Below are 24,342 nucleotides of genomic sequence, written 5' to 3' on the forward strand. Positions count from 1 at the left end.
AGACTTGCCGCTCTGCATGATAGCGCACGATGGTCGGTCTTGGACAGGGGCCTTTCGCGCCGTTGGCCTATCGCACGTTGCCGTCGAGGGGCATCGCGCTACAATGATGGACGGAATTCGTATACGAAAGGACGCACCATGCCTTATCTTCCCGAAGCTCAGCATACTCCGTGGCAGCAATCCGAAGAGGTCGATCTTACACGGACCGCCGTGCTCGTGATCGACGTGCTTGGCGGCAGCGGCGGGGTGGTTCCTGGTCTTGAGGGCATGGCGGAAAACGCAGTGCGCATTGTGAAGGCGGCCCGCAAGGCCGGCGTGCCGGTGGTGTTCGTCAACGATGCCCATATCGCCGGGATTGACAAAGAAATCGAGCTGTGGGGCGGTCACGGCATCGCAGGAAGCGATGCGGCCCGTCCGCTCGATGCCTTCGAAGTTAAGAAGGGCGATTTCCTCATTCCGAAGCGCCGTTACGACGGATTCTTCCAGACCGACCTTGACCTTACGCTGCGCGAACTCGGCGTCGATACCCTGATCGCTTTTGGCTGCGATACCAACATTTGCGTGCTGCAGACGCTCGCGGGCGCGTATTTCCGCGGATACAAGACGGTGGTTCCTGCCGATGCGTGCGGGACGTTCCTCGTCGGAACGCAGGAGCAGGGTCTTGAATACTTCACGCGCTGCTACGATAGCCGCGTTGTCGATACCGAAACCGCGCTCGGATATCTGGGTGCGAGCGCGTAGTCGCGAAAGGGGAGTCGAATGACGCAGCGTATGGGCAAAGAGGAAGTCATCGCGTTTCTGCATGATGGCGGGTGTGAATTCGAGATAGTGGAGCATGAGGCGGTGTTCACCATGGAGGGCATGGAGGCGTTGAATCTGCCCTTTGGCGAAGAGGTGGTGAAGAACCTCTTCTTGCGCGATGACAAAAAGCGCAACTACTACCTGGTGGTCATGCCGGAAGACAAGCCTGCGAACCTGAAAGAACTGCGTACGAAGCTCGAGGCGCGTCCGCTTCGTTTTGCCTCTGAGGACGACCTTGCACAATATCTTGGCCTGCGTGGAGGAGCGGTTTCTCCTTTCGGCGTGCTGAATGACGAAGACGCCGCCGTTCAGGTGGTTTTCGACGAAGAGCTCAGGGGGTATCGCGGGCTGGGAGTGCATCCTAACGACAATACGGCAACGCTGCACGTTGCCTTGGACGACATGGTTCGGATCATCGAGAGCCATGGGAATTCCATGCGGTTCGTCGAGCTCTCAAGGCCCGAGCCTGAGGAATAAAATTTTCTGACGAAGCGCGGCAAGTTGCGTTGTCGCGCTTCGCTTTGCGGTATCCGGACGATATTCTTGTGGGGCGCGCTTGCATTGGCCGAAGCGCGTTTGCGAATCGTCTTGCTGAGGAAAGGAAGCGCATAGTGCTCATCGAGGAAAAGTACCATACATGCGTCGAAGGGCTCGCCTCGTTTGCGCGCGGCATCGGCATGACGGATGCGGTCATTGGCCTTTCGGGCGGAATAGACTCGAGCCTGGTCGCCTGCATGTGCGTCGATGCCTTCGGCGCCGAGCATGTCCACGGCTATATGCTTCCTGGTCCGTACTCGAGCGAGCATTCGCTGGTGGATGCTCAGGAGCTCGCCTTGAACTTGGGAATTCGCGCAGAGCGCATCTCAATCGGAAAGCCTTTCGAGGCGTTCGTCGACGCCCTCGGGGACCACTGCATCATGGCGCGGGGCCTTGCTGCCGAGAATACGCAGGCGCGATGCCGTATGACCGTGCTCATGGCGCTTTCGAACGCCCATGGATGGATGATGGTCAACACCGGCAACAAAAGTGAAGCTATGATGGGTTATTCCACGCTTTACGGAGATACGGCGGGCGCCTATGCTCCTATTGGCGGGTTGTATAAGACCGATGTTTTTGCCATGTCTCGTTGGGTGAACGAAGAAGCTCTTCGTAAGGAGGGGCGCATCCTCATTCCTGAGCGTGTTCTTACGAAACCGCCAAGCGCAGAACTCGCTCCCGATCAGCGCGACGAGGATACGTTGGGGTCATATGATGAGCTTGATCGTCTTTTGATCAATTATTGCGAGCGCGGTATGGATCGAAGCGCGCTTATCGCCGCTGGCTATGATGCTGCAGAGGTTGATCGCGTGAAGAATCGCGTTGATTCATATGCGTTCAAGCGCGCTCTGGAACCTCCGTTTCCCGCGATTGAATACGGTCTTAATTGAACAGATCTATAAGTTCTTGGCGCTTGTGCACATCGAGCTTCGTGTAGATGTGGCGAATGTGGCCGCGCACGGTAGTGGGCGATATGGATAACTCCTCGGCTATATAGGTGTTCGTACGCCCTCGGGCAAGATATCCGAGCACTTCGGTCTCACGCTCGGTCAGTCCATGCTGGGCGGCGAGGAATTGGCACGTTTCCTCGAAGGCGTCCGTTTCGGATTCATTGGCCGATGGCGACGCCTGGATGGAACTGGCGGAGGCTCCTTCGCGGGTGTAAGGAGTCGCTTCATCTGCCGGGATTTTTTCGCAAGTGTAAGAGGCTGCTTCATCGGCGGCTTCGTCAGCCTTTGGAGTGTGCCCGAAAGAGGAAAGAGGCGCTTCGTTTTTTGAAACGCCTTTCTTGCGTTCGTGCCTTTTGCGGTCGCGCGAAAGCAGCACGATCGCCATGGCAAGCAGGTAGATGATGCCGCACGAAAGCACAAGAAACCTCACGGTGGAGGATGCTTGCTCAATATGCGGGCCGCCGAATGCGCTGCCCACGACGAGAGATGCAAACAGAGAAAACTTGGCGCACCCCGTAGTCAGGGCAAACAGTGCGTAGCTCGATACACCGAAGCGATTCGCGGCATAGGCGACCTAGTATACCACAAGCAGCGCCACGAAATCGTAGCTTACCAGCAGCATGGTGCTGAACAGGCGCGAGTAGCCTTCGCTCATAAAGGGGACGAAGACCACCATGGCCGCCAAGATGGGAAACGCGATGCGAAATGTCGCGGAAGCGGCGGGAATGCGCCGGGCGACGAGCAATGCCACGCAGAAGAGCACGGAGGCGATGGTCATGGCCATGCCGGGAACAAGCGCGGCGCCGGCGAATTCCATGGAAGCCGCCAGCATGAAGCTGTTGATGAGTCCGATGACCGCTTCGAGTGCGCAGAGCGCGAGCAGAGCGTCGCCTATTTCGTTCATCGCTTTACAACGGGCTTCGGCGCAAGGGCGTGCCGGAATGGGCTCGAAGGATTCGTCTGTGCGCAGACGGCAACGGGTCTCTTGCAGGCAGAGCGCGCTGCATACCAAAAACGCAATGGTAAGAACGGGCGTCAGGGAGCCGTTTGCGGGGGAAAGGGTGTATTGCAAGGCCGAGCTGGCAAGCGAAGCGCAGCCGATGTGAACGATTGCTTTCGTTGGATTCTCCATGGCGAATATCTCGATCCACGACAGCTTCATGGCGATCGACCCGATTGAGAAAACGGCCACGGACAGCCCGAGCGTCCACTGCTGGGGAACGAGGTCGCCAAGATTCGTGGTCGCTAGGAGCATGCCGACGATCAAAACGGCGGCGGCAGGCCACAGGGGCATGGAAAACCGCGGCAGGTTTTTAAAGGAACTCAGCAGCGCAATCGCAAGTGCGCAAACCGCCGTGGCGAATGCGGACGCCATGTTGAACGTTACATCCGTCATGAAGATGAACGATCCGTCTGTCTGAGAGAAATGGGAGAGGTATATGGAAGAATTCGCGGACCGAAAAAGCCCGTATCCCATGACGACGAGCGCGCCGAAGACGAGCGAGGCATGGTGCGGCGTGCGCGCAGCGGCGTCGTTCGACATAAGATTCCCCTCCCTGTTGTGTACGACGTATTGTAGCGGTTAGTCCATTGCGCAGGTACTGTTTCGAATCCTCGCGCGATGCCCTCTTCGACAGATTGGGTGGAAATACGCATTTTCTTTATCCTGAACTGGCGCAACGGTGAAACAGTCCATTTTGTACGGTTCGCTTTCTGGCCGAAAAAGCCATGATGGAGACAACGACGCGGGGAAGCGTCGAAGCGTACCGAGGAGGGAAACTATGGATACTACGCTTAATCGTCGTAATTTTCTGAAAGGTGCTTTGGCATCCGGCGCAGTTCTTATGGCGGGCGGCGCGCTTGCAGGCTGCGCCTCCGAAGGCGGCAATTCCGGCGACACCGTCGTCGGCTTTGCTCCGGTTGAATTCGCCGAAGAAACCGACGTGTTGATTATCGGCACTGGCATCGCCGGCCTTTCCGCTGCGATGGATCCGGTCGAAGCGGGCTACAAGGTTACGCTAGCCGACAAGCGCGATACCTATGGCGGCGAAAGCTTCATGGCGTGCGGCGTTATGAATGTTTCCGGTTCTGAAATGCAGAAGCGAGCCGGCATCGAGGGCAGCGTCGAAGAGAAGTGGGAAAAGTACGCTCCCGTTCTTGAGAAAAAGGGCGAGACCGACGACATGGAGTACAAGAAGAACGTCTATCTGGGCCAGACCGAGTGGGCGAACCGTGTTGAGGCCGATTACGGCGCGCAGTTCCAGCCGCTTGAGGCCTATAAAGACACCGGGGCTCCTACGTCCATGCTGCTTCCGCTGAATGGCATCGGCGACATGACCTCTGTTCTTACGCCGCTTATCAACGGTCTCCAGGACAAAGGCGCCACGGTCGAGCTGAACCGCAAAGCGACCAACTTCATCGTCGATTCCGAAGGAACCGTCATTGGCGTTCGCTTCGTCGACTCCAAGACCGACAAAATCATAGACGTGAAGGCGAAGAAAATCGTCTTGGCTACGGGCGGTTTTTCCTGCAACCAGGTTATGGTTTCCGAATATATGCCGCAGCAGGCAGAGCTCTGCCCGCTGACGGTGTATTCCATGGGAGAGGGCCACGAGCTCGGTCGCTCCATCGGAGGCGTATATGCCCATATGGACATGGATTCCAACCGCATGAGCGACCTTGCGCAGGTTACGGTATGGGGCTATTTTGGCCGCAATGTGCAGGTAAGCCCGATGGGCCGTCGCTTCATCAAGGAAGACCAGTCCCATGACACGCCCGATGCCTGTGCGGAGCTGGGCTTGGGCTTTTGGTGGACCATCTTCGACAATCAGCTCATCGAGGGGTCTCAGGCATGGAACGTCGAGATGAACATGAAGGCTCACGAAGATCGTCTGGTCGGTCCCTGCAATACGCTCGACGAGCTCGCGCAGGCCATGGATGTTCCCGCCGAAAACCTCAAGGCCACCTTCGCCGAATACGACGGCTACGTGGATGCGGGCGAGGACGCGGCGTTCGGCAAAAAACTTTTCCTCGAGAAGCTTGAAGCTCCCTACTATGCGCTCAAGCATTTCCCGTTCCGCTACAAGACGCATGGTGGCTTGAAGATTGCAACCGACAGCCAGCTTGTCGACAATCAAGGCAATCCGATTGCGAACGTGTATTGCTGTGGGTCTACCACCCCGGACACGGGCAGCGACCTTTCCCCGAATGCGGGTTCCGGCCTTATCACGGGCAAGGCCGTCGTTGCTTCGCTTCAGTCCGAGCAGGCGTAGGCCGTCCGATCTTGCATGCGGCTTCTTTGCTTTGACGAATCGCCTGCTTCGAACCGATGCATTGCTGCATAAGGGGCGCAGGCGCAAATCGTCATGGGCGATATCCCCTCCCTTCGCCCGCAACGAAAAAGGCTCCGAGTTTTCGGAGCCTTTGTTGCGATAGCGAGGTTGTACGCGGCGAAGCTATGCGATTGCATTACCGATGAGCGCACCGACAATGCCTGCGATCAGGCCGATGACGGCCGAGCACCCGACGCTTGCGATGACGGTGCGTGCGTCAACACCGAAACGCGCCTCGATCGACCCGAGGAGGCTTGCGTCTTTTCCGGGGGTTTTCGTCTGCGCCACATTCTCCATCACGGCGTTGCGTCCAAGATCGGCAATGCCGAAGAAGAAAAATCCTTCTCCGACCTCGGCGCCTTCTATCATGCCTTTGCACGCGAGGGAGCGGTATAGCTCGCAATACTCATGGTCGAAGGAGTTTTCCTCGCCCGTAGGGCAGAGGTGGCGAAACGCGGCAAGCGTCACGTCTTCGCCGTTGCTTTCGGCGGAAACGAGCATTTCGAGCTCGCTGTATTCTTCGGGCGTCAGAGCGATGCTGTACTGCAGGGCATCTGCTTCCGTATTGGCGGCAACGGGGTCGCCCGCGATTTCGTTGATATCTGCTTCAGGCATGGGTCCTCCTTGGTTCGCGTCTTATTTTACCAGGTTGTTTTGACGGCGCGCGCTTCGTCCTGCAACGGTGAATCGTATGTCGCAATAAACATATCTGCCGTTCGTCTCCTTCGGCATGCCGTCTCCCGCCGCATGCTTACCGTTTCCGTGAACAGGGGGCAAAGCTGCTCCTTCTTCCCTTACACTTGGCTTTGTCGCATGTCTTGATTCGAATGCGATTCCACGGATGAAACCTTTTCAAGGAGGAATGTCATGCCCAAGATCACTCGTGATCAGGTGAAGGTGCCCGTCGACGTAGCGCCCGAGGCCCGCGAAACGTACATCGACAACTACATGGCTGCCACGCGTGAAACCGGTCGTTTGATGCTGTTCGCATGCGACCAGAAGGTGGAGCATCTCAATGGCGATTTCTACGGTGAAGGAATCGATCCCGCCGACCTCGATCCCGAGCATCTGTTCAAAATCGGATCTCAGGGCGTTTGCGGCGTTCTGGCCGGTCAGCGCGGCCTGATCGCCCGCTATGCGGCTGACTATCCCGAAATCAACTATCTGGTCAAGATGAATTCCAAGACCAACCTGGTCAAGACCGCCCAGGACGATCCCTATAGCCCCCAGCTGCATGACCTCGAGGCCGTTCTTGCCATGCGCGAAGCCGGCGTTAACGTTGTCGGCCTTGGCTACACCCTGTATCTGGGCAGCGAATACGAGGCAACCATGATGGCGGAAGCGGGCCAGCTCATCGCCGAGGCTCATGCTGCGGGTCTGATCGTCGTTCTGTGGATTTACCCCCGCGGCAAGGCCGTTACCGACGAGAAGGCTCCTGCCCTGATCGCCGGTGCTGCGGGCGTTGCTCTGTGCCTGGGCGCGGACTTCGTCAAGGTCAATCCTCCCAAGGCAAGCGACGAGGCAACCTCTGCCGAAAACCTCAAGATTGCCGCTACTGCCGCAGGCCGCACCGGCTTGGTATGCGCAGGCGGTTCTACCGTTGATGCGGAAACCTTCCTTACCCAGCTGCATGATCAGATTCATATCGGCGGTGCTTGCGGCAACGCAACCGGCCGCAACATTCATCAGCGCAGCCTGGATGAGGCGGTTCGCCTGACCAAGGCCATTTCCGCTATTACGTTGGCGGATTACGAAGTCGCCGATGCTTTGGCCGTGTTCAACGGCGAAAAGGATTTCGCTCTGTAGGAAAAAGCGAGTCGTTTGTCGGCTGCTCGTTGCGCACGAAATTCGTAGAAGCGAGGTTCCATTCGGGGCCTCGCTTTTTAATTGCTGCGGGTTGAGGCAAGGGTGGAATACAGGGCAACGGCCAAAATGACGGCGCCGCCGATGACTTCGCGAACGCCGGGAATCTCGCCAAGGAATAAAAGGGCGGCTACGACCCCATATACCGATTCGAGTCCGGTGATAATGCCTGCGGTGCGCACCTTGACGGTACGCAATCCTCCAATGAAGAGGGTGTGGGCAATTGCCGTGAACACGATGCCCATAATGGCGAGCATGCCGATATCGAGAGCGGTGAAAGACGGCTTGAGCACGAACAAGGCGGGAAGAAGCACCACGGTGGCCGTGGCCTGTTCGTAAAACGATACGAGCGAAGCGGGGTAGCCGCTGGAGAACTTCCTATTGGCGAGCGAGAGAAGCGCGTAGGTGAACGCGCTGAGCAGCCCCCATAAAACGCCCTGAGCCATAGAGCCTTCCAGGCTGAAATCATCCACGATGCAAGTGACGCCTCCAAGCATGACCAGCGCGCACACGATGTCCGATGCGCGCATCTTTTCGTGAAAAAGAAGAGGCTCGAGCACGGCGCTGAACAGCGGGAACGTTGCAAGGGTAAGTGTTCCTACGGCTACGGTTGAAACTTGGATCGATTGCATGAAGCTTGTCCAATGTATAGCAAGGATGATGCCCGCGAAAATGATGAGCACATAGTCGCCCCGTGTTTTCAGGGCGAATTTCTGTCGTTTGACGGCAAGGTAGGCCCCGAGAAACGCTGACGAGAAAAACGTGCGTCCCAGAACAAGAATAATGGCCGGCAGAGCGACGACCTTGGCGAAAAGGCCCACGAGTCCGAAGAGCAATACTGCAACGTGCGTGGCTATGAGGCCGCTGTTTTTCGCAATCCACCCGGATGCGTCTTTTTCGATCGGCGCTTCGGAGCCCTGTCTATTCGTGCGCTCTTTTTCGAGCATTACAATCTCCTCCTGCAACCGATTTCATTTTGCTTCTCGCTCATCATACAATGCTGCTGGAATTTCGCGTACGCCGAGCTTTCGGCAGTCTGTTTCGCGTGTTTGCGAACTGTCGGAGGGCGGGTATGATGGACGAAGGCAACTTTACGAAGAAACGGAGGCGTGCTCATGATCGAGCTTTCCGACGACAAGATTCTGTATGCATTCTCGAAAGACCTGGAGCCTGCTCTGACGGTGAAATCGGGCGAGACGGTGCGCGTGCGCACGAAAGATTGCTTCGGTAATCAGGTTCAGACCCCCGAAGACGAGCTGGATAGCATCGACTGGGATGCCATCAATCCCGCGACGGGTCCGATTTATGTGGAAGGCGCCGTGGCGGGAGGCTCGCTGAAGGTTCGTATCGACGCGATCGAATTCGACGGCCAGACGGCGAGCTGCACGGGCAAAGACGAGGGCGTTTACGGCGATAAGCTGGAGTGCTGGAGCACTCGTTTGTGCAAAATAGAAGAAGACGAGTTGGTGTGGGATGATAAGGTCCGTCTGTCGCTTACTCCGATGATTGGCGTTATAGGCGTTGCCCCTGCAGGCGATCCAGTAAACTGCGGAACCCCCGGCGTTCATGGCGGCAACATGGATAACACGAAAATCGCCCCAGGCGCAACGCTATATTTCCCCGTGGCCGTCGACGGCGCGCTGTTCGGGTGCGGTGATATGCACGCGGTCATGGGCGATGGGGAGGTCAGTGTTTCCGGCGCCGAGGCCGCGGGCCATGCCACGGTTACGTTGACTGCTTTGCCCGATCTTTCCATCGATACACCCCTGATTGAGAATGAGACCGAATTCGGCGTCATCTACTCCGCTGAAACGCTGGATGCCGCTGCTGACGGCGCGGTGCATCGTATGGTCGATCTGGTTTCCGATCGCACGGGCAAAGATCCCGCTGAGCTCGTGATGCTGTTCAGCCTGTGCGGCAATGTCGAAGTGTGCCAGATGGTCGACCCTGAAAAGACCGTGCGTTTCATGGTGCCAAAGCACGTTCTCGATTCGTATGGTTTCGAACTGTAGATTGTTCGATTGGTTTGCAGGTTGCTTACGGAGTTCTTCTTTCTGTAGGCAACCTGCTTCATTATAGGCGATAAGCTACTATGAGCTAGTTAGTATAATTTAGAAACTCATAGAAGGGTCTCCATGAAGGCGAGCCTATTCCAAGCTCAGACAGTAGTTGTAATAATGCAGCTATGAAAAAGTAAATAAGTTACTAAAGGAAAGTAAGATGCATTTTAAGAGCACATCGGTCGAAGAAACCAGAAAGCTTGCTTTCGGCATGGCGCAGAAGGCTCAACCAGGGGATGTCATTCTGCTTACCGGTGACCTCGGTGCGGGAAAGACCCATTTCACGCAGGGGTTTGCGTGCGGCCTTGGTATGAACGAGGTACCGACGAGTCCTACATTCAACCTGGTATGCGAATATCACGACGGGCGTCTTCCCCTATATCATTTCGACCTATACCGTCTTGAGGACGCGACGGAGCTCGATGATATCGACTATTACGCCATTATCGAGGGAGACGGAGTTTCCCTGGTGGAATGGGGGAATAAGTTCGAGGAAGCGGCTCCTGACGACTATCTGCTGCTTGATTTTTCTGTTGATGAGCATGGCGCGCGTGAAATCGAAGCCACTGCCTTTGGAATGCGGTCCCAGAATCTTCTTTCCTGACCGTGCTTTCGCGAAAAGGGCACTCGAAATCGGACGCAATTTTGTTCTATAGGCCAAAAAGAAAAGAAGCCGGCGCTTGAGAGATGAGCCGGCTTCTTTTTTGCACATGATCCGGAGTGGCTGCTAGGCTTCTTCGTCTTCCTTGACCACCAAGACGTCGCAGCGCAAGTTACGGATGAGATACGTGGAGACGCTGCCCACGAAAACGTATTTGATGTTAGAGAGTCCGCGTTCTCCGCAGATAACCAGGTCAGGATGGTACGGCTCGATAATCTGCTCGCTCAGGGTTTCGGTGATGCGACCGGCTTTAACCACCACTTGCACCTCGGGGATGTTGGGGTTGTTGCGGGCCTTTTCGAGCAGGTCGGCAATTGATTCCTCGAGTTTCGCTTTCATGTCGGCAGCGAGCGCTGCAAAGTCGGTGCCGGCTGCTTCGTAGGGGACCGAGTCAACCACGTGGCCGAACATCAGCGCGGCGTGGGTGTCGGCTGCGAGTTCGATGGCACGCTCGGCAACCATGTTCTGGGTCTGTCCTCCATCGAGCGCGGCGAAAATGCGTTTGTACTGCTTTGCCATGATAACTCCTGACTTTGGGATAATTCCAAGTTTTTGGAATCAGCCTCATTGTACCACTGGGTGCGTTCCTCTTAGGAAACGGTCGGGCTACGGCGATGCACGCTTGTTGACGGGTCTAGGCTTCCACGTTCGCTTCTGCCTGGGAGAACATCGCGTCAACCTGGTCGATGTCTTCTTGCGTCGTGGCCCACGAGCACGTCATACGCACGACGGTGTGCTCGCTGTCGGGACGGGAGATTTCGTCGGCATCGAAGGCGTGCATGAAATCCTGCGCAACGTGGTTTTCAAGAAGAAGGAATTGCTGGTTGGTGGGAGAGTCGCTGATGAAGCTGTCGAACCCATGGCGTTTCAGGACTTCTTTAAGGCGCGCGGCCATGGCGTTTGAGTGGCGTCCGAGCGAGAGATAGAGAGGTTCGTCTTCAAACGCTTCTTCAACGCCTGCCTGTGCGCCCGTGGCCGAAAAGAGCGCATCGAACTGTGCGCCAAGGAGGCGTCCCTTCGCCATGACGGCGCCTTTTTGTTTCATGATGTAGCGGAAATCACGCTGGATGTCGGGATTTCTCACAACGATTGCCTCTCCGAAGAGGGCGCCGTTCTTCGTGCCTCCTATGGTGAAGATGTCTGCGGCGGCGCATATGTCCGCAAGCGTGACGTCGCAGTCTTTCGAGGTCAAGCCTACGGCAAGGCGGGCTCCATCTATAAAGAGCAGAAGGTCTTTGCTGGTTGCGTATGAGCGAAGGGCGGTAAGTTCGCTCAACGAAAGCACAAGACCCGTTTCGGTGGCGAAGGAGACGTAGAGCAGCCGTGGCTTTACCATATGGAAGCTACGGCCGTATTCGTGCTCTTTCATGACGGCGTCGATTCCGGCAACGCTCAGCATGCCGTCGGCGTCGTCGGTGACGAGCACTTTGTGCCCGCATGCTTCGATCGCTCCGGTCTCATGCACGTTTATATGCGCATCGGGCGCCGCTATCGCGCATTCGTGCGGGCGAAGGGACGCGGCGATGCTGACGAGGTTTGCCATGGTGCCACCTGCGACGAATTCGACCTGTAAAGCGGCGGGGATGATTCCTGCGCTGCGCAGGGTTCCTTTGTTGTCGCTGCGCACGATAGCGCTGCGAATCGCCGATCGGCCTTTTTTGCAGAGATTGTCCTCGGTGTATCCGATGTACTGCTCGTTGTTTGTTTGCACGATGCGCTCTAGAACGAAGGGGTGCGCGCCTTCCATGTAGTCGTTGCGAAAGCTGTGCATGCGGGTGCCTTTCCTTGGATGGTCGGTATGCGATCTGTTTTAAGCGGTTCTGATTACTTTAAGATACCAGCATATTATTTGTAATCTACCTCCAAAGATAAATGGTTGGTTTTTCTAAAATACCGCAGGTAGAGGGTCGAAAATGAAAGAAAGAGTGCTAAAATGCTCCAAAGCAGCTGCAAAAGCGCTGTCTTTTGTGATGCCAAAATGAATTTTGTCCGAGGGATAAAAAGTTTGGTAAAATAATCAGCTGCTGCTTGGCAAAGATGAGTGAAGAAGGAAGATTCTTGGCAAAAGAAGACGTCATCGAACTTGAGGGTAAGGTTCTCGAAGCGCTCCCGAATGCAATGTTTAAGGTGGAGCTCGAAAACGGCCATCAGATTTTGGCGCATATTTCCGGCAAAATGCGCATGCACTACATCAAAATTCTGCCGGGCGACAAAGTTACCGTTGAGCTGTCTGTGTACGACTTGTCTCGCGGTCGTATTACCTATCGTTCCAAATAGCTGCACCCTGCCCGTCATTTCGAGGGTTTCAAGGGTGCATTACTGTGCTTAAAAGTGCAGCGGCCGCATGTCCGACACATAGCAATATGACAACTATCGCCTGCGGCTGGGCGTGTTGCATAGAGTAAAAGAAAACAAAAGGTTCCCCTACGGCTGAACCGTCGGCCAAGGGAAGCCGCACATTCTAAGGAGACGAAAATGAAGGTCCGTCCTTCGGTCAAGAAAATGTGCGACAAGTGCAAAATCATTCGACGCCATGGCAAGGTGCTCGTGATCTGCGAGAACCCCCGTCATAAGCAGCGTCAGGGTTAAGAGAGGAAGGCTAGCTAAACTATGGCACGTCTTTTTGGTGTCGACCTCCCTCGCGAGAAGCGCATTGAGATCGGCTTGACTTACATCTACGGTATCGGCAACACCACCGCAAAAAAGATTATCGCTGAGACTGGCATCGACCCGGATGTCCGCGTGAAGGACATCTCCGAGGACGATCTCCAGAAAATCCGCGAATACATCGACAAGAACCTCACCGTCGAGGGCGACCTTCATCGCGAGGTTTCTCAGAACGTTAAGCGCCTTATGGAAATCGGCTGCTACCGTGGCCTGCGTCACCGCAAGGGTCTTCCTGTTCGCGGTCAGCGCACCCACACCAACGCTCGTACCCGCAAGGGTCCCAAGCGTCAAATCGGCGGCAAGAAGAAGTAGGGGTTTTGACACATGGCTAAGAAGAACGTTCGTACGCGCATCAAGCGCTCCGAGCGCAAGAACATTGCGGTCGGTCAGGCTCATATCAAGAGCACCTTCAACAACACCATCGTTTCTATCACCGATCCTCAGGGTAACGTGATTTCCTGGAATTCTGCAGGCACCGTGGGCTTCAAAGGCTCCCGCAAGTCTACCCCCTTTGCTGCGCAGATGGCTGCCGAGCAGGCTGCTAAGACCGCTATGGAGCATGGCCTGAAGAAGGTCAGCGTTTTCGTGAAGGGCCCCGGCTCTGGTCGCGAGACCGCTATCCGCTCTCTGCAGGCTGCAGGCCTCGAAGTGGCAAGCATCCAGGATTGCACCCCCATCCCGCACAACGGCTGCCGTCAGTGCAAGCGCCGTCGCGTGTAGTTCAGAAAGGATCGAATCATTATGGCAATCAATAGGACTCCGGTTCTTAAGCGCTGCCGCCAGCTCGGTATTGATCCGGTTGTGCTGGGCTACAGCAGCAAGAAAGAATCTATCCGTCAGCCCAAGCGCCGTCGCAAGGAAAGCGAATACGGCATGCAGCTTCGCGAGAAGCAGAAGGCCAAGTTCATCTATGGCGTTCTCGAGAAGCAGTTCCGTGGCTACTTCAAGCAGGCTAAGCGCCAGCAGGGCATTACCGGCGAGAACCTCATGCGTATCCTCGAGTCTCGTCTCGACAATGTCGTGTTCCGCCTGGGCTTCGCTCGCACCCGCAAGGAAGCTCGCCAGACTGTGACCCATGGTCATATCCTGGTGAACGGTCGTCGCGTTGACATTCCGTCTTTCCGCGTCCGTCCTGGCGACCTCGTTTCCGTTGCCCCCAAGGCAAAGGAAATGCTCGTCATCAAGAGCGCTCTCGTCTCCAACGAGCGTATGCAGGTTCCTGCATGGCTCGAAGTTGACATCGAGAAGCTGCAGGGCAGCGTGCTCTCCCTTCCCAACCGTGATCAGATCGACCTGGATATCAACGAGCAGCTTATCGTCGAGCTCTACTCTAAGTAATAACCAGCGGCTGATTAGGAGGCTTACAAACTATGGCAGAGTTCATGAGGCCAACCGTCACAACCGAAGAAGTGAACGATACCGTCGCTCGCTTCATCGTAGAGCCGCTTGAGCGTGGTTTCGGATATACGCTGGGCAATTGCATGCGTCGCGTGCTTCTGTCCTCTCTCGATGGTGCGAAGGCTACCGCTATTCAGATTGAAGGCGTGCAGCATGAGTTCACCACCGCTGAGGGTGTTATCGAAGATGTCACCGATATCGTCCTGAACGTAAAGGGCCTTGTTTTCTCGGCCCTTTCCGAGGACTACACCGAGGCGACCGCGACCATTTCCGTCGAGGGTCCCTGCACGGTAACCGGTGCTGACATCAAGGTGCCCGCCGAGTTCACGCTCGTCAATCCTGAGCATGTTATCGCCACTGTCGCCGATGGCGGTACGTTGAACATGAGCATTCGCATCGGTGTTGGTCGCGGGTATGTTTCGGCCGAGCGCAACAAGCGCACCGAAGACCCTATCGGCATCATTCATGTGGACAGCCTGTTCTCCCCGGTGCGTCGCTGCACGCTTGCTGTCAGCGATACGCGCGTGGGCCAGCGCACCGACTTCGACAAGCTGGTTCTTGAGGTCGAGACTGACGGCTCCATCGTTCCTAATGAGGCGGTGTGCCGTGCGGCCAATATCATCAACCAGTACATGGGCGCATTCTTGACCCTGGCTGATATTGCAGACGAAGAAGAGGGCGAGATTCCTTCTATCTTCGCTCCCGAAGGCCAGGAGGCGAATGCGGAGCTCGATAAGCAGATCGAGGATTTGGACCTTTCCGTCCGTTCCTACAACTGCCTGAAGCGCGCGGGCATTCACTCCGTGCGTCAGCTGGTCGAGTTCTCTGAGAATGACTTGCTCAATATCCGTAACTTTGGTGCGAAGTCCATTGAAGAGGTCAAAGACAAGCTGATCTCCATGGACCTCAATTTGAAGCAATAATAGGAGATACACGATGAGGCATTACAAGAAGGGCCGCAAGCTGGGTACTGACGCTTCCCACACTAAGGCCATGAAGAGGTCCTTGGTGAAGTCGCTGTTCCTCAACGACCGCATCAAGACCATCGAGTCTCGTGCCAAGGAGATTCGTCCCGACGTGGACAAGATCATTACCTGGGCAAAGAAGGGCGACCTGCACTCCCGTCGTCTTGCCATTGCTGCTCTCGGCAATGACAAAGAGCTCGTTCGCGAGATTTTCGAGAAGGTCGCGCAGGGCATGTTCGCCGACCGTCAGGGTGGCTACACCCGCATCATGAAGCTTGGTCCCCGCAAGGGTGACAATGCTCCCATGGTCATCATGGAGCTCGTGACCGAGCCCGTCCAGAAGAAGACCGCTGAAGCTCCTGCCGAGAAGGCTGAGCCGAAGAAGATTGAAGCTCCCGCCGAGGAAGCAAAGGCTGAGGAGGTTGTCGAGGAAGCTGCTGAGGCTACCGAGGCTCCTGCAGAAGAGGCCGAAGAGAAGAAGGCTGAATAACCTTATTTTCTTGCAAGGAAACGCCGTCCTGTCCAGGGCGGCGTTTTTTGTATGCATGCTGTAGACATGCGTTTGATGGTTCTCGATGGGCTTCGACGGGGCGTAGCAAGTTGTCAACGTGTCGAATTCATCCTTCGACTCAACTTCTGCCGTGGTAGGATGAAGTTGTCCAATGAACAGGGGCAACAGAGGGGTTTGCGCAGATGCGCATAATCCCCGGTACGAAGGGGGCGCCATGTCCGAACTGGGAAAAATCATCAACGAAGCTATTGATAAAGCGCAGGAATTCGCTGGAGAGCTGAAAGATGCGAACGATAAGATCATCGACGCAATTCAAGAGCAGGCTCCGGCTGTCGTCGAAAGCGCGCGTGCGAAAACCGAAGAGCTTGCCAACGCCGCTCATGATAATTTTCCTGGGATGGTCGACGAAGCTAAGGCTGCGGCAGAAAAAGCCATGGATGCATCCAAACAGGCGGCCGAGCATGTGATGGATGCTACTTCTCACATTGCTGATAAATCCGTTGAAACGGCGAAGGAAATGGGCGATCGTGCTGCTGAAGCCGCAAAGGCGACGGTAGAGCGCATTTCGAAAAAAGACGATACGGCTGAATAGCCGAATAGCTTTTATTTGTCGGGAAACGGGCGCAAGTTTTTTCTTGCGTCCGTTTTTTTTTGTGCAGGTTCTTCAAAGGCTTTCGTGCGTGTCTTGATGTTTGATGGAGGGTATCAGCAGGTCCGTGTGGCTCGCATATACTGAAGGGCATGTCATTGCGTCCAAACAACGTATCCCTTCGTATTGATGCGCGTATCGCCATCGCGCTGGCGTTCGTGTACTCCATCGCGCTGTTTTTAGCGGATTCGTGGATGGCTCTCGGGATTTTTGCTATTGGCCTCTTCGTGGTTCTTGCTGCAGCTCGCGTTTCGTTCGTCAAGGTGATGCGCGGCATGGTGCCGCTGCTGCTCATTCTGGCGTTTACGGTAGTGGCTCATATTCCCCAGGGGATCGCCGAAGGTTTTTTCTACGCGTTCCGCATTTTCCTCCTTGCCGTTGCAACATTGTCGGTGGCTTTTTCCTACGATGATACCTGCCTTGTACGAGCGTTTGCGTTCTTTCTTTCTCCGCTTCGAAAAGTGCACGTACCCGTTGATGATATTGCCACAATGTTTTCTATCGCCCTGAGGTTCATTCCCGTGAGCATGGACGAATTCCAGAGGGTTTCATCGGCTCAGCGTGCGCGAGGCGCGAATCTTGACGAAGGCGGCGTGATCGAGCGCGTCAAGAACTGGGGGAGCGTTTTGGTGCCGATGCTCGTGGGGCTGTTTCACAGAGCCGGCGTGCTGGCCCAGGCGATGGAGGCTCGTTGTTACGGGGGATGCTCTCGTCGAACGAGCTTGCATGGAGACGAAAATCTCGGTGCCGCTGCCGTTGCGCTCACGCTCCTTCTATGCGCTGCCATCGTTTCGGCGGCGTTGCTGCTATAGCGTTGTTGCCATAGCTTGCAAGTGTCGAAGGGGTACCCGTGCGTATGGAACCGCCTTCTTGCCTTGCCTCATTCGCTTGCTGTCTCGTTGCCACCGCTCGCTTTGCGCTCGATGCCGCTTGCTGTAAATCCTGATACAATCGCTCTGTTCATGCGGCATGCGAATTGCTGCCGCTTCAAAAGGCGGCAACCATACTGCTCTTGCCGTTTCAACCGAAAGAGGAGGCAATCTTCATGAGCATCATCTTCGACGTGTACGGTCGCGAAGTTCTGGATTCCCGCGGTAATCCGACCGTAGAGGTGGAAGTCACGCTGGACGACGGCTCGTTTGCCCGCGCTATCGTTCCGTCTGGTGCATCTACGGGCGCATTCGAGGCGGTTGAACTGCGTGATGGCGAAGCCGACCGTTATCTGGGCAAGGGCGTTACCAAGGCCGTCGCCCATGTGAATGAAGAAATCGCTGATGCCGTTATCGGCATGGATGCAACCGACCAGCGTTCTCTCGATGCCGAGATGATCGACCTGGATGGCACTCCGAACAAGGGTCGCTTGGGCGCAAACGCCATTCTGGGCGTTTCCTTGGCCGCCGCTCGTGCCGCTGCGGAATCCGTCGAACTTCCGCTGTACCGCTATGTCGGCGGCGTGAATGCCAACGTGCTTCCCACTCCGATGATGAACATTCTCAACGGCGGCGTGCATGCTGATAACAACGTTGACTTCCAGGAGTTCATGATTATGCCCGTGGGCGCTCCCTCTTTTGCTGAGGGCCTGCGCTGGTGCGCCGAAATCTACCATACCCTGAAGAAGGTTCTGCATGATGCGGGCCTCGGCGGCGGCGTGGGCGACGAAGGCGGTTTTGCTCCGAATCTCAAGACCAACGAAGAGCCTTTGAAGTACATCTCCGAAGCATGTGAGAAGGCAGGCTACAAGCCGGGCGTCGATATCATGTTCGCCATGGACCCCGCTTCCACCGAATATTACGATGCGGAACGCGGCGTGTACGTCCTGGCTGGTGAGGGCGTTGAGTACACCAGCGAGGAAATGGTCGATTACTGGGAGAAGCTCGTCGACAAGTACCCCATCATCTCCATCGAAGACGGCATGGCCGAGGAAGACTGGGACGGCTGGAAGCTTCTGACCGATCGCATTGGCGATCGCGTCCAGCTGGTTGGCGACGACCTCTTCGTCACCAATTCCGAGCGCCTGAAGAAAGGTATCGAGCTTGGCGTTGCCAACGCCATTCTGGTCAAGGTGAACCAGATCGGCAGCCTGACCGAGGCTATGGAAGCCATTCAGATGGCAAAGCAGGCTGGCTATGCATGCGTTATGAGCCATCGCTCCGGCGAGTCCGAAGACACCACCATCGCCGACCTTTCCGTCGCGTGCAATGCGGGCCAGATTAAGACCGGCGCACCGTGCCGTTCCGACCGCATTGCCAAGTACAACCAGCTCATCCGTATCGAGGAAGAGCTCGCCGACGCGGGCCAGTATGCCGGCATGAACGCGTTCTACAACATCAAGCGTTAACTCGGCGCCCCTATTGAAACGTGAAGCCGCCTGCAAGCCCTGGTGCTCGCAGGCGGCTTTTGCGTGTGGGTACGAAACGGGGGTCGCAGTGCTTCACACGACCTCGTGTGGACGCGGGACGGGGGCGCTGCGCTCGACCGTCCATAGCGCCCCCGTATGCTTATTCCTCTTCGAGATTCAACCTGTTGATGCGATCGATCAGGTCGTCGCCCCGTTCGCGGAACAACAGTTTTTCGTTGTGGGCGAAGTAACGTTCGCAGCCGTGGTCGTTGATGAATGCCATGCTATAGCGGTTGACGGACAGGTCGGTTACCAGCAACAGCATTTCCTGGCCGTCGCCGAATGTTTCTTCGACGAAGCGGAATACGTTGTCGAGCCCGCGCGCTGCACGGTCCAAGCGGTCATCGAGCGCGTCGAGCATTTCTTCGAATTCCGCTTTGATGTCGTCGAAGGAAAGCGCGGAGCCCTCGGTGTTGCGCACGGTGGCTTCAAGGAGTCCTGCTGCGCGTTCGTAGGAAAGCTTCTTATCGGAGCTAAGCAGCCCCGCCGTTTTTTCGATGCCTGCCTTTTTACGAATTTCAGCAGCAGCTTTTTGCGCCAGATCGCGCGCGTCTTCCGTTGCGTCTTCGGCCATGCGGTCACGCAATGCCGCAAGCTGTTCATGCGTGAACGCGACGGCTTTTTCCTCGGAGACGGCTTCGCGGACAACGCCGATCAGCGCATCGGTAATCAGACCCATAAGCGATACACGCTCGTCAAACCCCGCTTCCTGTGCACGCTCCACGATACCCTGGTCGAACGTGCCTTCTACGATGCGGTCGATTTGGTAATCGGAGCGGTATTTCGTGAACAGCTCGTAGTAGACGGAGAAATGCTTAGCAATTTCAGGGCTTTGGACGTACTGTCCGATAAGGAGGTCGTCGACGGGCAGATTCTGCTCCTCGTAGAGCTTGATGATGGAGGAAAGGTCGTCCCAGCCACGCGCCGTGACGAAGGACATGCCGTCGACTGTGGTCTCTACATGGTAGAAGTGCCCCTGCTCGATATCGAGATACGTGAGCACGGCGGGATGTACCCCCGTTTCGACGGCGTAGTCGCGCCATGCGGTGTAATCGGGGTCGACGTCGATGCGCTTCAGACGGTCCCATGTTGCCATATCGAAGTCATGCACGGTGCGGTTGTACTCTGGGGGATTGCCCGCCGTCACGACGATCCAGCCATCGGGCACTCGATGGCGGCCGAAGACCTTATACTGCAGGAACTGCAGCATGGCAGGGGTCAGCGTCTCGGAGACGCAGTTGATTTCGTCGAGGAAGAGGATGCCTTCTTTCTTGCCGGTGGCCTCCATGGTTTCGTATACCGACGCGATGATTTCGCTCATGGTGTATTCGGAGACGTCGTACTCTTCGCCGCCGTAGGTCTTGTGCGAAATGAAAGGCAGGCCAAGGGCGCTTTGGCGCGTGTGATGCGTCATGGAGTAGGCGACGAAGCCCACTTCGAGCTCTTGTGCGATTTGCTCCATGATGGCGGTTTTGCCGATGCCGGGCGCGCCGATCAGGAAAACGGGACGCTGCCTGTTGACGGAGAGGCGATATTCTCCGAATTCGTCTTTGGCGAAATATGCCTTCATGGATCGTTCGATCTGCTGTTTTGCTTGTCTGATGTTCATGATTCCTCCCGTTGCGCCGCAGGCTTCGTTGCGAACCGCGCGTCTTGTGCGTTGACGCCATTCCCCTTGTCGTCGAAGACGCGCTCGAAGCGTTAGCGGCTGTTCACTTCGCTGACGTTTCTATTCTTCAATCAATGCTGTTTCTTCAAGGACGACTTTGATTGCCCACACGGGCATTTCAACGCCGGTATCGTCTTCCACGAGGACGAACGCCGCCGGATAATCCGGTTTTCGCGCAGGATAGGTACCTTGTCCGTCGGTGAAATAGATCAAGCCGCCGAGCTTGGAGAAGTCGCCTCGTTCGAGCGCTTCGTCCACATAGGCGAAAACGGGGCGGAAGTCGGTGCCTCCGAGTCCCTTGATTTCGAGGTCGTCCAGATAATCATTCAGATCGCCTAGCGATGAAATGCGGGTGACGTCGGTGATCGCCGCATCGCACTGCAGGATGACTACGTTCATGTCCGAGAAAAAGCTCGTTTCGTCGGAAAGGATGGAATAGGTCTTTTCGATGAACTTGCGCACCAGCCCATCTTTGGTGGAAGACGAGGTGTCGATTGCAATGACGAAGTCGCGGATGCGTTTTTCCTCGTTGTATTCGAGCGGTTCGATCAGCGGAAGGTTCCCATAGCGCGAAAGACCATAGCAGTAGTAGACGTAATCGAATTCGTCGTCGTTGATTTTCATATGTTCGCCCATGTGGGCGAATTTGCGCAGAAATTCGCGGTAGTCGTGCTTCTCCCTGGTGACCGCCTTGAGGTTCATGGCGAGGTTGGAGCCTTCAGCGCCCCAGAGTTGCACGTAGGTGTCAAGCTGAACGCCCATTTCGTATGCGGCGTTCTTCCATTGGTCGCGCGAGCGGTCCAGATTGACCGTGTCGGCGAATCGCTCGCCGATCGCGCGCCGCGGGTCTTCGGGCGTTTCCTTCTGGGTGATTTCCTCCTGGGGAAGGCCGCGTTTGGAAGAATGGCTTTTCTTAGCGTCCTTCGCTTCTTCGGGGATATCAGTCTTGGTGCCGTCTTCGCCTGCTTTTGTCGCAGCTTGCGTGGCGCCGGTGTTGTTTTCCTCGACGTGCTTGCGTTCTTTGGCTTGGCGTCGGGCCTCTTCTTCTGCGGCCATGGCATGCCATGGGTCATGGTCGTCCACGATGAAGGCTTCGCGCATCAGTTCGACTTCTTCGTCGTCTGCGACGGTGTCCACCAAATACCGATAGATGGTTTCGGCGGTGACGATATCGAGTGCCGCCGTGATACGGGCGATTGCGGCGCTTTGCTTCGATGCGCGTTGCGTGCGAGCGGCAGGAAGGTCGAGTTCGGAGATGACGTGTTCTACGGCTATGTCACATGCCGTGTTCCATCGCAAGGCGTCGACTTTTGGGCTGGGGTAAAGATGCAGAAATACGTTATGCAAAATCACGTGGAGGAACCCGCGTGCTACCGAGGCGGGCTCTTCTGCGTACATACGCGCTATTTCCGCCGAATCGTAGCGGATATGGGTCCCGTCGGTGGCAAGCGTGGAGCCGGGAATGGGCAGAGGGCGCAAGCGAGCAAACGCCGCATTCATAAAGCGCACATGTACGAGTAGTGCGTTTTTCGCAAGGTCGAGCGCTTGTCTTGCGAGCGCGTCGACGGTTTCGGTGGCCATGGCTGCTCCTAATCGAAGGAAGAAAACGACAGGGCTGCATATGCGGATTGCCGCGTATTCGCAATGCAATGTCAACGCACGCTTGCCCAAGGTCTTTACCGAAGTGTAGCATGGCGAAATATGACGGTAAACAATATTGCGACGCCGGAGGGTCAGGTGTCGCGTTCGTGCGAGGAGGGACCGATGGCGGGCGATTCTCTGGTGTTTTTCGACGAGACGACAGACATCGAGGCGCTTGTGGCCGAAGCGAAGCGTCAGATGAGGAGACTTTCTCCAAATGATGTTGAATTGACCGCTGCCGCGCAGGCGCGCGAAGGCGAAGTGTGGTCGCCTCAGCTTCTGCCGTATGAGGAATGGGTTTCGGAGCGCGCCGGAGAGGCGTCGGCTTCGACGGAAATGCTCGAAGGGCAGGAGATCGGGCTAATTTACACGGGCGCATACAGCATGGGCGGAATCAGCGACGAAGAGCTGAATTCGGTGCTCGAGCGCGCTATGGCGGGAAGTCATCTTGCGCGTCCCGAAAGCAGCGCCGTGCTCGCTCCTCGCTTGAACGGGGCAAGCGGCGATGAGCTGAGCATTCGCGACGTGGTGTCTGTGCGCGAAGACGAAGGCGGCTATGCGCTGTCTGGGTTCGACCTGAAAAGCCTCGCGAGGGCGACGGGTGCGGATGACGACCTGGTTGTTGTGCTGCCGGCGTTTGTGGGCGATGTTCCCATCGTGCGCATCACGGCCGAGGCGTTCGCCCGTCGCTATGTCCAAGGGGTCGGCGTCCGTGCGCTCATTGTGCCCGATACGGTTGCTTGCATCGATGCCGATGCCTTTTCCGCCGTCTCGGCGGGTCATATCCACCTGGGCTCCGGCGTCGAGCGTATGGGAGATATGCCGTGCGATCTTGCGGGCGTGTCTCCTCGCTTGGGGAGGCGTGCATATTCGGTCGACCCCGACAATGCCCATTATTCCTCGTCGGACGGCAATTTGTTGACGAAAGACGGGGCGAAGCTTTTGTTCATCGCGCCTCCGTACGCCAGCGATTTCGTCATTCCTGCCGGCGTGCGTGAGATAGGGTCTGTCGCGCTGTGCACCGGATGCGAGCCGCCGCGCATTGTTCGCTGCCCCGAAACGCTCGATCGCGTGGCTGCGCGCGGATGGGATGATGCCGTATGGATCTGCTCGCCCGCCTCGCGCGTCGGTATCGCGCTCACGGCGCGCGGCGTGCGCCTTGCGAGCGATGGCGTGGTGCAGTCTGATGACTGCTTCTACGACTTCAACGACGAAGGCGCTCTGCTTGTGGCGGGCCCTGCGGCTCCGAAGTCGATATCGAAGCGTTTTGCCGAAGCGGCCGCTGCTCGTCATGCGGGCATGGCCGATCAGTCTCCCTCGGCTGCAATCAAGCAGGCCGTGCCTCCGGCCCGCACCATGCTCTCGCTTCCGAACGAAGTCTGCGGCAGGCCGCTTGTGCGCATCGGTGTGCGTGCGCTACCGTTTGCGCCCGAGACTGTGGTATTCCCCGATACCGTGCGCACCATCGAGCGCGATAACGCATGCAAGGGGACGAAGCGGCTCGTGCTTCCCGAAGGACTTGAAAGCATCGGCGCGCACAGCTTCTGCTCCCGCGCGTTCGACGGTGCTGTGGTCATTCCGAAAAGCGTGCGTTTCGTGGGAGAGGGCTGTTTCGAATATGCGGTCTGCAAACTCGCGCATACGGGCTCGACGGTTCATATTTCCGCGGACCAGCTCCTTAGTTGCTTTTGCGAATCGGGCGAGGACGGTGTGCCGTTTAACTATGCCCGGTATGACGAGCTGTTGCTTTCGGGGAAAAACCTCCCCGATCGCCTTGGCGCACTTATCTCGCGCGTTGCCGACCCGCACCGCGCTCCTGACGAAGTTTGCTCGGCGCTGGTCGAGCGCCTGCGCGAACGGGGGTCGGATGCTCGCAAACGCGTTGCGCAAAATGGCGATCGCGACGAGGTGGCGGCGCTTCTCGCGGCCGGCTTCATCGACGATGCAACCTTCGACGAGCAGATCGAGCTTCTTCGGTCGTGCAACCGCGCCGATTGCGTGTTGTTCCTGATGGAGGAGCATCGTCGCAGCAATGCGGCGGCTTCGCGGCCTTCGTCGTCCTCTCGTGCTCGTTTTGCCTTGTAGACCGAGCGTAATGCTGATCGTATTGCATCAGGCCGGCTCTTCGGAGCCGGCCTTTTCTATGGCCGGAATCGCCCTTGTTCGTCTTTTGCGGAAGGATCATCGGATGGAAGAAATCGATCGGAACGTTTCGTTGACGAATCGTAAATATCATACAA

Annotated in this window: 26 protein-coding genes; 18 read left to right on the plus strand and 8 right to left on the minus strand. The window is 56.7% G+C overall.

Annotated features, from left to right (window positions below):
* Positions 1–138 precede the first annotated feature (138 nt).
* The 3 genes from HMPREF9451_RS00470 to nadE all read left to right on the plus strand — a co-directional run bounded on the left by HMPREF9451_RS00470 (position 139) and on the right by nadE (position 2,228).
* Positions 139–741: a cysteine hydrolase family protein gene (locus HMPREF9451_RS00470; RefSeq protein ID WP_009138333.1), complete on the plus strand. Its 603-nt coding sequence runs from the start codon at positions 139–141 to the stop codon at positions 739–741.
* Between the two features lie 18 nt (positions 742–759).
* On the plus strand, positions 760–1,278 hold the full coding sequence (locus tag HMPREF9451_RS00475; protein ID WP_009138334.1) for a prolyl-tRNA synthetase associated domain-containing protein: 519 nt from the start codon (positions 760–762) through the stop codon (positions 1,276–1,278).
* Positions 1,279–1,412: 134 nt separating this feature from the next.
* Positions 1,413–2,228, plus strand: coding sequence for an NAD(+) synthase (gene nadE / locus HMPREF9451_RS00480; protein WP_009138335.1), 816 nt, complete (start codon positions 1,413–1,415; stop codon positions 2,226–2,228).
* Here the strand turns inward: nadE and HMPREF9451_RS00485 are convergent.
* Positions 2,221–2,718: a response regulator transcription factor gene (locus tag HMPREF9451_RS00485; RefSeq protein WP_040625890.1), complete on the minus strand. Its 498-nt coding sequence runs from the start codon at positions 2,716–2,718 to the stop codon at positions 2,221–2,223. The two genes, nadE and HMPREF9451_RS00485, sit on opposite strands and share 8 nt — an antisense overlap.
* A 144-nt stretch (positions 2,719–2,862) precedes the next feature.
* On the minus strand, positions 2,863–3,831 hold the full coding sequence (locus HMPREF9451_RS00490) for a hypothetical protein (RefSeq protein WP_009138337.1): 969 nt from the start codon (positions 3,829–3,831) through the stop codon (positions 2,863–2,865).
* Positions 3,832–4,069: 238 nt separating this feature from the next.
* Between HMPREF9451_RS00490 and HMPREF9451_RS00495 the strand changes: the two genes are divergently transcribed.
* Positions 4,070–5,560, plus strand: a complete 1,491-nt coding sequence (locus HMPREF9451_RS00495) for an FAD-dependent oxidoreductase (protein WP_009138338.1) — start codon at positions 4,070–4,072, stop codon at positions 5,558–5,560.
* 183 nt (positions 5,561–5,743) lie between these two features.
* Here HMPREF9451_RS00495 and HMPREF9451_RS00500 read toward each other — a convergent pair whose 3' ends face one another.
* A complete protein-coding gene (locus tag HMPREF9451_RS00500; RefSeq protein ID WP_009138339.1) occupies positions 5,744–6,235 on the minus strand; it encodes a hypothetical protein in 492 nt (163 codons plus the stop codon).
* Positions 6,236–6,487: 252 nt separating this feature from the next.
* On the opposite strand from HMPREF9451_RS00500, the gene HMPREF9451_RS00505 reads away from it, so the two are divergent.
* Positions 6,488–7,426: a beta/alpha barrel domain-containing protein gene (locus tag HMPREF9451_RS00505; RefSeq protein WP_009138340.1), complete on the plus strand. Its 939-nt coding sequence runs from the start codon at positions 6,488–6,490 to the stop codon at positions 7,424–7,426.
* A gap of 77 nt (positions 7,427–7,503) precedes the next feature.
* Here the strand turns inward: HMPREF9451_RS00505 and HMPREF9451_RS00510 are convergent, their stop codons facing one another.
* Positions 7,504–8,430, minus strand: coding sequence for a DMT family transporter (locus HMPREF9451_RS00510; protein WP_009138341.1), 927 nt, complete (start codon positions 8,428–8,430; stop codon positions 7,504–7,506).
* A 168-nt stretch (positions 8,431–8,598) separates the two neighbouring features.
* Here HMPREF9451_RS00510 and HMPREF9451_RS00515 point away from each other — a divergent pair, with 168 nt between their 5' ends.
* Together HMPREF9451_RS00515 and tsaE are read left to right on the plus strand one after the other, a co-directional pair.
* A complete protein-coding gene (locus HMPREF9451_RS00515; RefSeq protein ID WP_009138342.1) occupies positions 8,599–9,495 on the plus strand; it encodes an acetamidase/formamidase family protein in 897 nt (298 codons plus the stop codon).
* A 208-nt stretch (positions 9,496–9,703) separates the two neighbouring features.
* Entirely contained in the window at positions 9,704–10,147 is a 444-nt protein-coding gene (gene tsaE / locus HMPREF9451_RS00520) for a tRNA (adenosine(37)-N6)-threonylcarbamoyltransferase complex ATPase subunit type 1 TsaE (RefSeq protein WP_009138343.1), read from the plus strand.
* A 123-nt stretch (positions 10,148–10,270) separates the two neighbouring features.
* On the opposite strand, the gene HMPREF9451_RS00525 is transcribed toward tsaE, so the two are convergent.
* A complete protein-coding gene (locus HMPREF9451_RS00525) occupies positions 10,271–10,723 on the minus strand; it encodes a universal stress protein (protein WP_009138344.1) in 453 nt (150 codons plus the stop codon).
* 115 nt (positions 10,724–10,838) lie between these two features.
* The gene (locus HMPREF9451_RS00530; protein ID WP_009138345.1) at positions 10,839–11,975 is read right to left on the minus strand and encodes a threonine aldolase family protein; all 1,137 of its coding nucleotides are present in this window, start codon (positions 11,973–11,975) and stop codon (positions 10,839–10,841) included.
* Positions 11,976–12,262: 287 nt separating this feature from the next.
* Between HMPREF9451_RS00530 and infA the strand changes: the two genes are divergently transcribed.
* From infA to eno, 10 genes are all read left to right on the plus strand, one after another.
* Positions 12,263–12,481 (plus strand): translation initiation factor IF-1, encoded by a 219-nt coding sequence (gene infA / locus HMPREF9451_RS00535; RefSeq protein WP_009138346.1) that lies wholly within the window; start codon positions 12,263–12,265, stop codon positions 12,479–12,481.
* Between the two features lie 198 nt (positions 12,482–12,679).
* Positions 12,680–12,793, plus strand: coding sequence for a 50S ribosomal protein L36 (gene rpmJ, locus HMPREF9451_RS00540; protein ID WP_006363204.1), 114 nt, complete (start codon positions 12,680–12,682; stop codon positions 12,791–12,793).
* Positions 12,794–12,814: 21 nt separating this feature from the next.
* On the plus strand, positions 12,815–13,183 hold the full coding sequence (gene rpsM, locus HMPREF9451_RS00545; protein WP_009138347.1) for a 30S ribosomal protein S13: 369 nt from the start codon (positions 12,815–12,817) through the stop codon (positions 13,181–13,183).
* Positions 13,184–13,195: 12 nt separating this feature from the next.
* Positions 13,196–13,591: a 30S ribosomal protein S11 gene (gene rpsK, locus HMPREF9451_RS00550; protein ID WP_009138348.1), complete on the plus strand. Its 396-nt coding sequence runs from the start codon at positions 13,196–13,198 to the stop codon at positions 13,589–13,591.
* A 21-nt stretch (positions 13,592–13,612) separates the two neighbouring features.
* A complete protein-coding gene (rpsD, locus tag HMPREF9451_RS00555; protein WP_009138349.1) occupies positions 13,613–14,209 on the plus strand; it encodes a 30S ribosomal protein S4 in 597 nt (198 codons plus the stop codon).
* 32 nt (positions 14,210–14,241) lie between these two features.
* Entirely contained in the window at positions 14,242–15,192 is a 951-nt protein-coding gene (locus HMPREF9451_RS00560) for a DNA-directed RNA polymerase subunit alpha (RefSeq protein ID WP_009138350.1), read from the plus strand.
* A gap of 13 nt (positions 15,193–15,205) precedes the next feature.
* Positions 15,206–15,724 (plus strand): 50S ribosomal protein L17, encoded by a 519-nt coding sequence (gene rplQ / locus HMPREF9451_RS00565; RefSeq protein WP_009138351.1) that lies wholly within the window; start codon positions 15,206–15,208, stop codon positions 15,722–15,724.
* 235 nt (positions 15,725–15,959) lie between these two features.
* Entirely contained in the window at positions 15,960–16,337 is a 378-nt protein-coding gene (locus HMPREF9451_RS00570; protein ID WP_009138352.1) for a hypothetical protein, read from the plus strand.
* Between the two features lie 149 nt (positions 16,338–16,486).
* On the plus strand, positions 16,487–17,206 hold the full coding sequence (locus tag HMPREF9451_RS09300; RefSeq protein ID WP_009138353.1) for an energy-coupling factor transporter transmembrane component T family protein: 720 nt from the start codon (positions 16,487–16,489) through the stop codon (positions 17,204–17,206).
* Between the two features lie 233 nt (positions 17,207–17,439).
* The gene (eno, locus tag HMPREF9451_RS00580; RefSeq protein WP_009138354.1) at positions 17,440–18,732 is read left to right on the plus strand and encodes a phosphopyruvate hydratase; all 1,293 of its coding nucleotides are present in this window, start codon (positions 17,440–17,442) and stop codon (positions 18,730–18,732) included.
* A gap of 160 nt (positions 18,733–18,892) precedes the next feature.
* Here eno and HMPREF9451_RS00585 read toward each other — a convergent pair whose 3' ends face one another.
* Together HMPREF9451_RS00585 and HMPREF9451_RS00590 are read right to left on the minus strand one after the other, a co-directional pair.
* Entirely contained in the window at positions 18,893–20,401 is a 1,509-nt protein-coding gene (locus HMPREF9451_RS00585; RefSeq protein ID WP_009138355.1) for an ATP-binding protein, read from the minus strand.
* Between the two features lie 120 nt (positions 20,402–20,521).
* Positions 20,522–22,042, minus strand: a complete 1,521-nt coding sequence (locus HMPREF9451_RS00590; protein WP_009138356.1) for a vWA domain-containing protein — start codon at positions 22,040–22,042, stop codon at positions 20,522–20,524.
* A gap of 183 nt (positions 22,043–22,225) precedes the next feature.
* Between HMPREF9451_RS00590 and HMPREF9451_RS00595 the strand changes: the two genes are divergently transcribed.
* A complete protein-coding gene (locus tag HMPREF9451_RS00595; RefSeq protein ID WP_009138357.1) occupies positions 22,226–24,187 on the plus strand; it encodes a leucine-rich repeat domain-containing protein in 1,962 nt (653 codons plus the stop codon).
* The last annotated feature ends 155 nt before the right edge of the window (positions 24,188–24,342 follow it).

This window comes from Slackia piriformis YIT 12062, assembly GCF_000296445.1.
GTDB classification, from domain to species: Bacteria; Actinomycetota; Coriobacteriia; order Coriobacteriales; family Eggerthellaceae; genus Slackia; species Slackia piriformis.

Bases quoted from the DNA above. Each gene is read 5' to 3' on its own strand.
- HMPREF9451_RS00470 (WP_009138333.1), top strand. From the start codon at position 139: ATGCCTTATCTTCCCGAAGCTCAGCATACTCCGTGGCAGCAATCCGAA.
- HMPREF9451_RS00475 (WP_009138334.1), top strand. From the start codon at position 760: ATGACGCAGCGTATGGGCAAAGAGGAAGTCATCGCGTTTCTGCATGAT.
- HMPREF9451_RS00490 (WP_009138337.1), bottom strand. From the start codon at position 3,831: ATGTCGAACGACGCCGCTGCGCGCACGCCGCACCATGCCTCGCTCGTC.
- HMPREF9451_RS00495 (WP_009138338.1), top strand. From the start codon at position 4,070: ATGGATACTACGCTTAATCGTCGTAATTTTCTGAAAGGTGCTTTGGCA.
- HMPREF9451_RS00500 (WP_009138339.1), bottom strand. From the start codon at position 6,235: ATGCCTGAAGCAGATATCAACGAAATCGCGGGCGACCCCGTTGCCGCC.
- HMPREF9451_RS00505 (WP_009138340.1), top strand. From the start codon at position 6,488: ATGCCCAAGATCACTCGTGATCAGGTGAAGGTGCCCGTCGACGTAGCG.
- HMPREF9451_RS00510 (WP_009138341.1), bottom strand. From the start codon at position 8,430: ATGCTCGAAAAAGAGCGCACGAATAGACAGGGCTCCGAAGCGCCGATC.
- HMPREF9451_RS00515 (WP_009138342.1), top strand. From the start codon at position 8,599: ATGATCGAGCTTTCCGACGACAAGATTCTGTATGCATTCTCGAAAGAC.
- tsaE (WP_009138343.1), top strand. From the start codon at position 9,704: ATGCATTTTAAGAGCACATCGGTCGAAGAAACCAGAAAGCTTGCTTTC.
- HMPREF9451_RS00525 (WP_009138344.1), bottom strand. From the start codon at position 10,723: ATGGCAAAGCAGTACAAACGCATTTTCGCCGCGCTCGATGGAGGACAG.
- HMPREF9451_RS00530 (WP_009138345.1), bottom strand. From the start codon at position 11,975: ATGCACAGCTTTCGCAACGACTACATGGAAGGCGCGCACCCCTTCGTT.
- rpmJ (WP_006363204.1), top strand. From the start codon at position 12,680: ATGAAGGTCCGTCCTTCGGTCAAGAAAATGTGCGACAAGTGCAAAATC.
- rpsM (WP_009138347.1), top strand. From the start codon at position 12,815: ATGGCACGTCTTTTTGGTGTCGACCTCCCTCGCGAGAAGCGCATTGAG.
- rpsK (WP_009138348.1), top strand. From the start codon at position 13,196: ATGGCTAAGAAGAACGTTCGTACGCGCATCAAGCGCTCCGAGCGCAAG.
- rpsD (WP_009138349.1), top strand. From the start codon at position 13,613: ATGGCAATCAATAGGACTCCGGTTCTTAAGCGCTGCCGCCAGCTCGGT.
- HMPREF9451_RS00560 (WP_009138350.1), top strand. From the start codon at position 14,242: ATGGCAGAGTTCATGAGGCCAACCGTCACAACCGAAGAAGTGAACGAT.
- rplQ (WP_009138351.1), top strand. From the start codon at position 15,206: ATGAGGCATTACAAGAAGGGCCGCAAGCTGGGTACTGACGCTTCCCAC.
- HMPREF9451_RS00570 (WP_009138352.1), top strand. From the start codon at position 15,960: ATGTCCGAACTGGGAAAAATCATCAACGAAGCTATTGATAAAGCGCAG.
- HMPREF9451_RS09300 (WP_009138353.1), top strand. From the start codon at position 16,487: ATGTCATTGCGTCCAAACAACGTATCCCTTCGTATTGATGCGCGTATC.
- eno (WP_009138354.1), top strand. From the start codon at position 17,440: ATGAGCATCATCTTCGACGTGTACGGTCGCGAAGTTCTGGATTCCCGC.
- HMPREF9451_RS00585 (WP_009138355.1), bottom strand. From the start codon at position 20,401: ATGAACATCAGACAAGCAAAACAGCAGATCGAACGATCCATGAAGGCA.
- HMPREF9451_RS00590 (WP_009138356.1), bottom strand. From the start codon at position 22,042: ATGGCCACCGAAACCGTCGACGCGCTCGCAAGACAAGCGCTCGACCTT.
- HMPREF9451_RS00595 (WP_009138357.1), top strand. From the start codon at position 22,226: ATGGCGGGCGATTCTCTGGTGTTTTTCGACGAGACGACAGACATCGAG.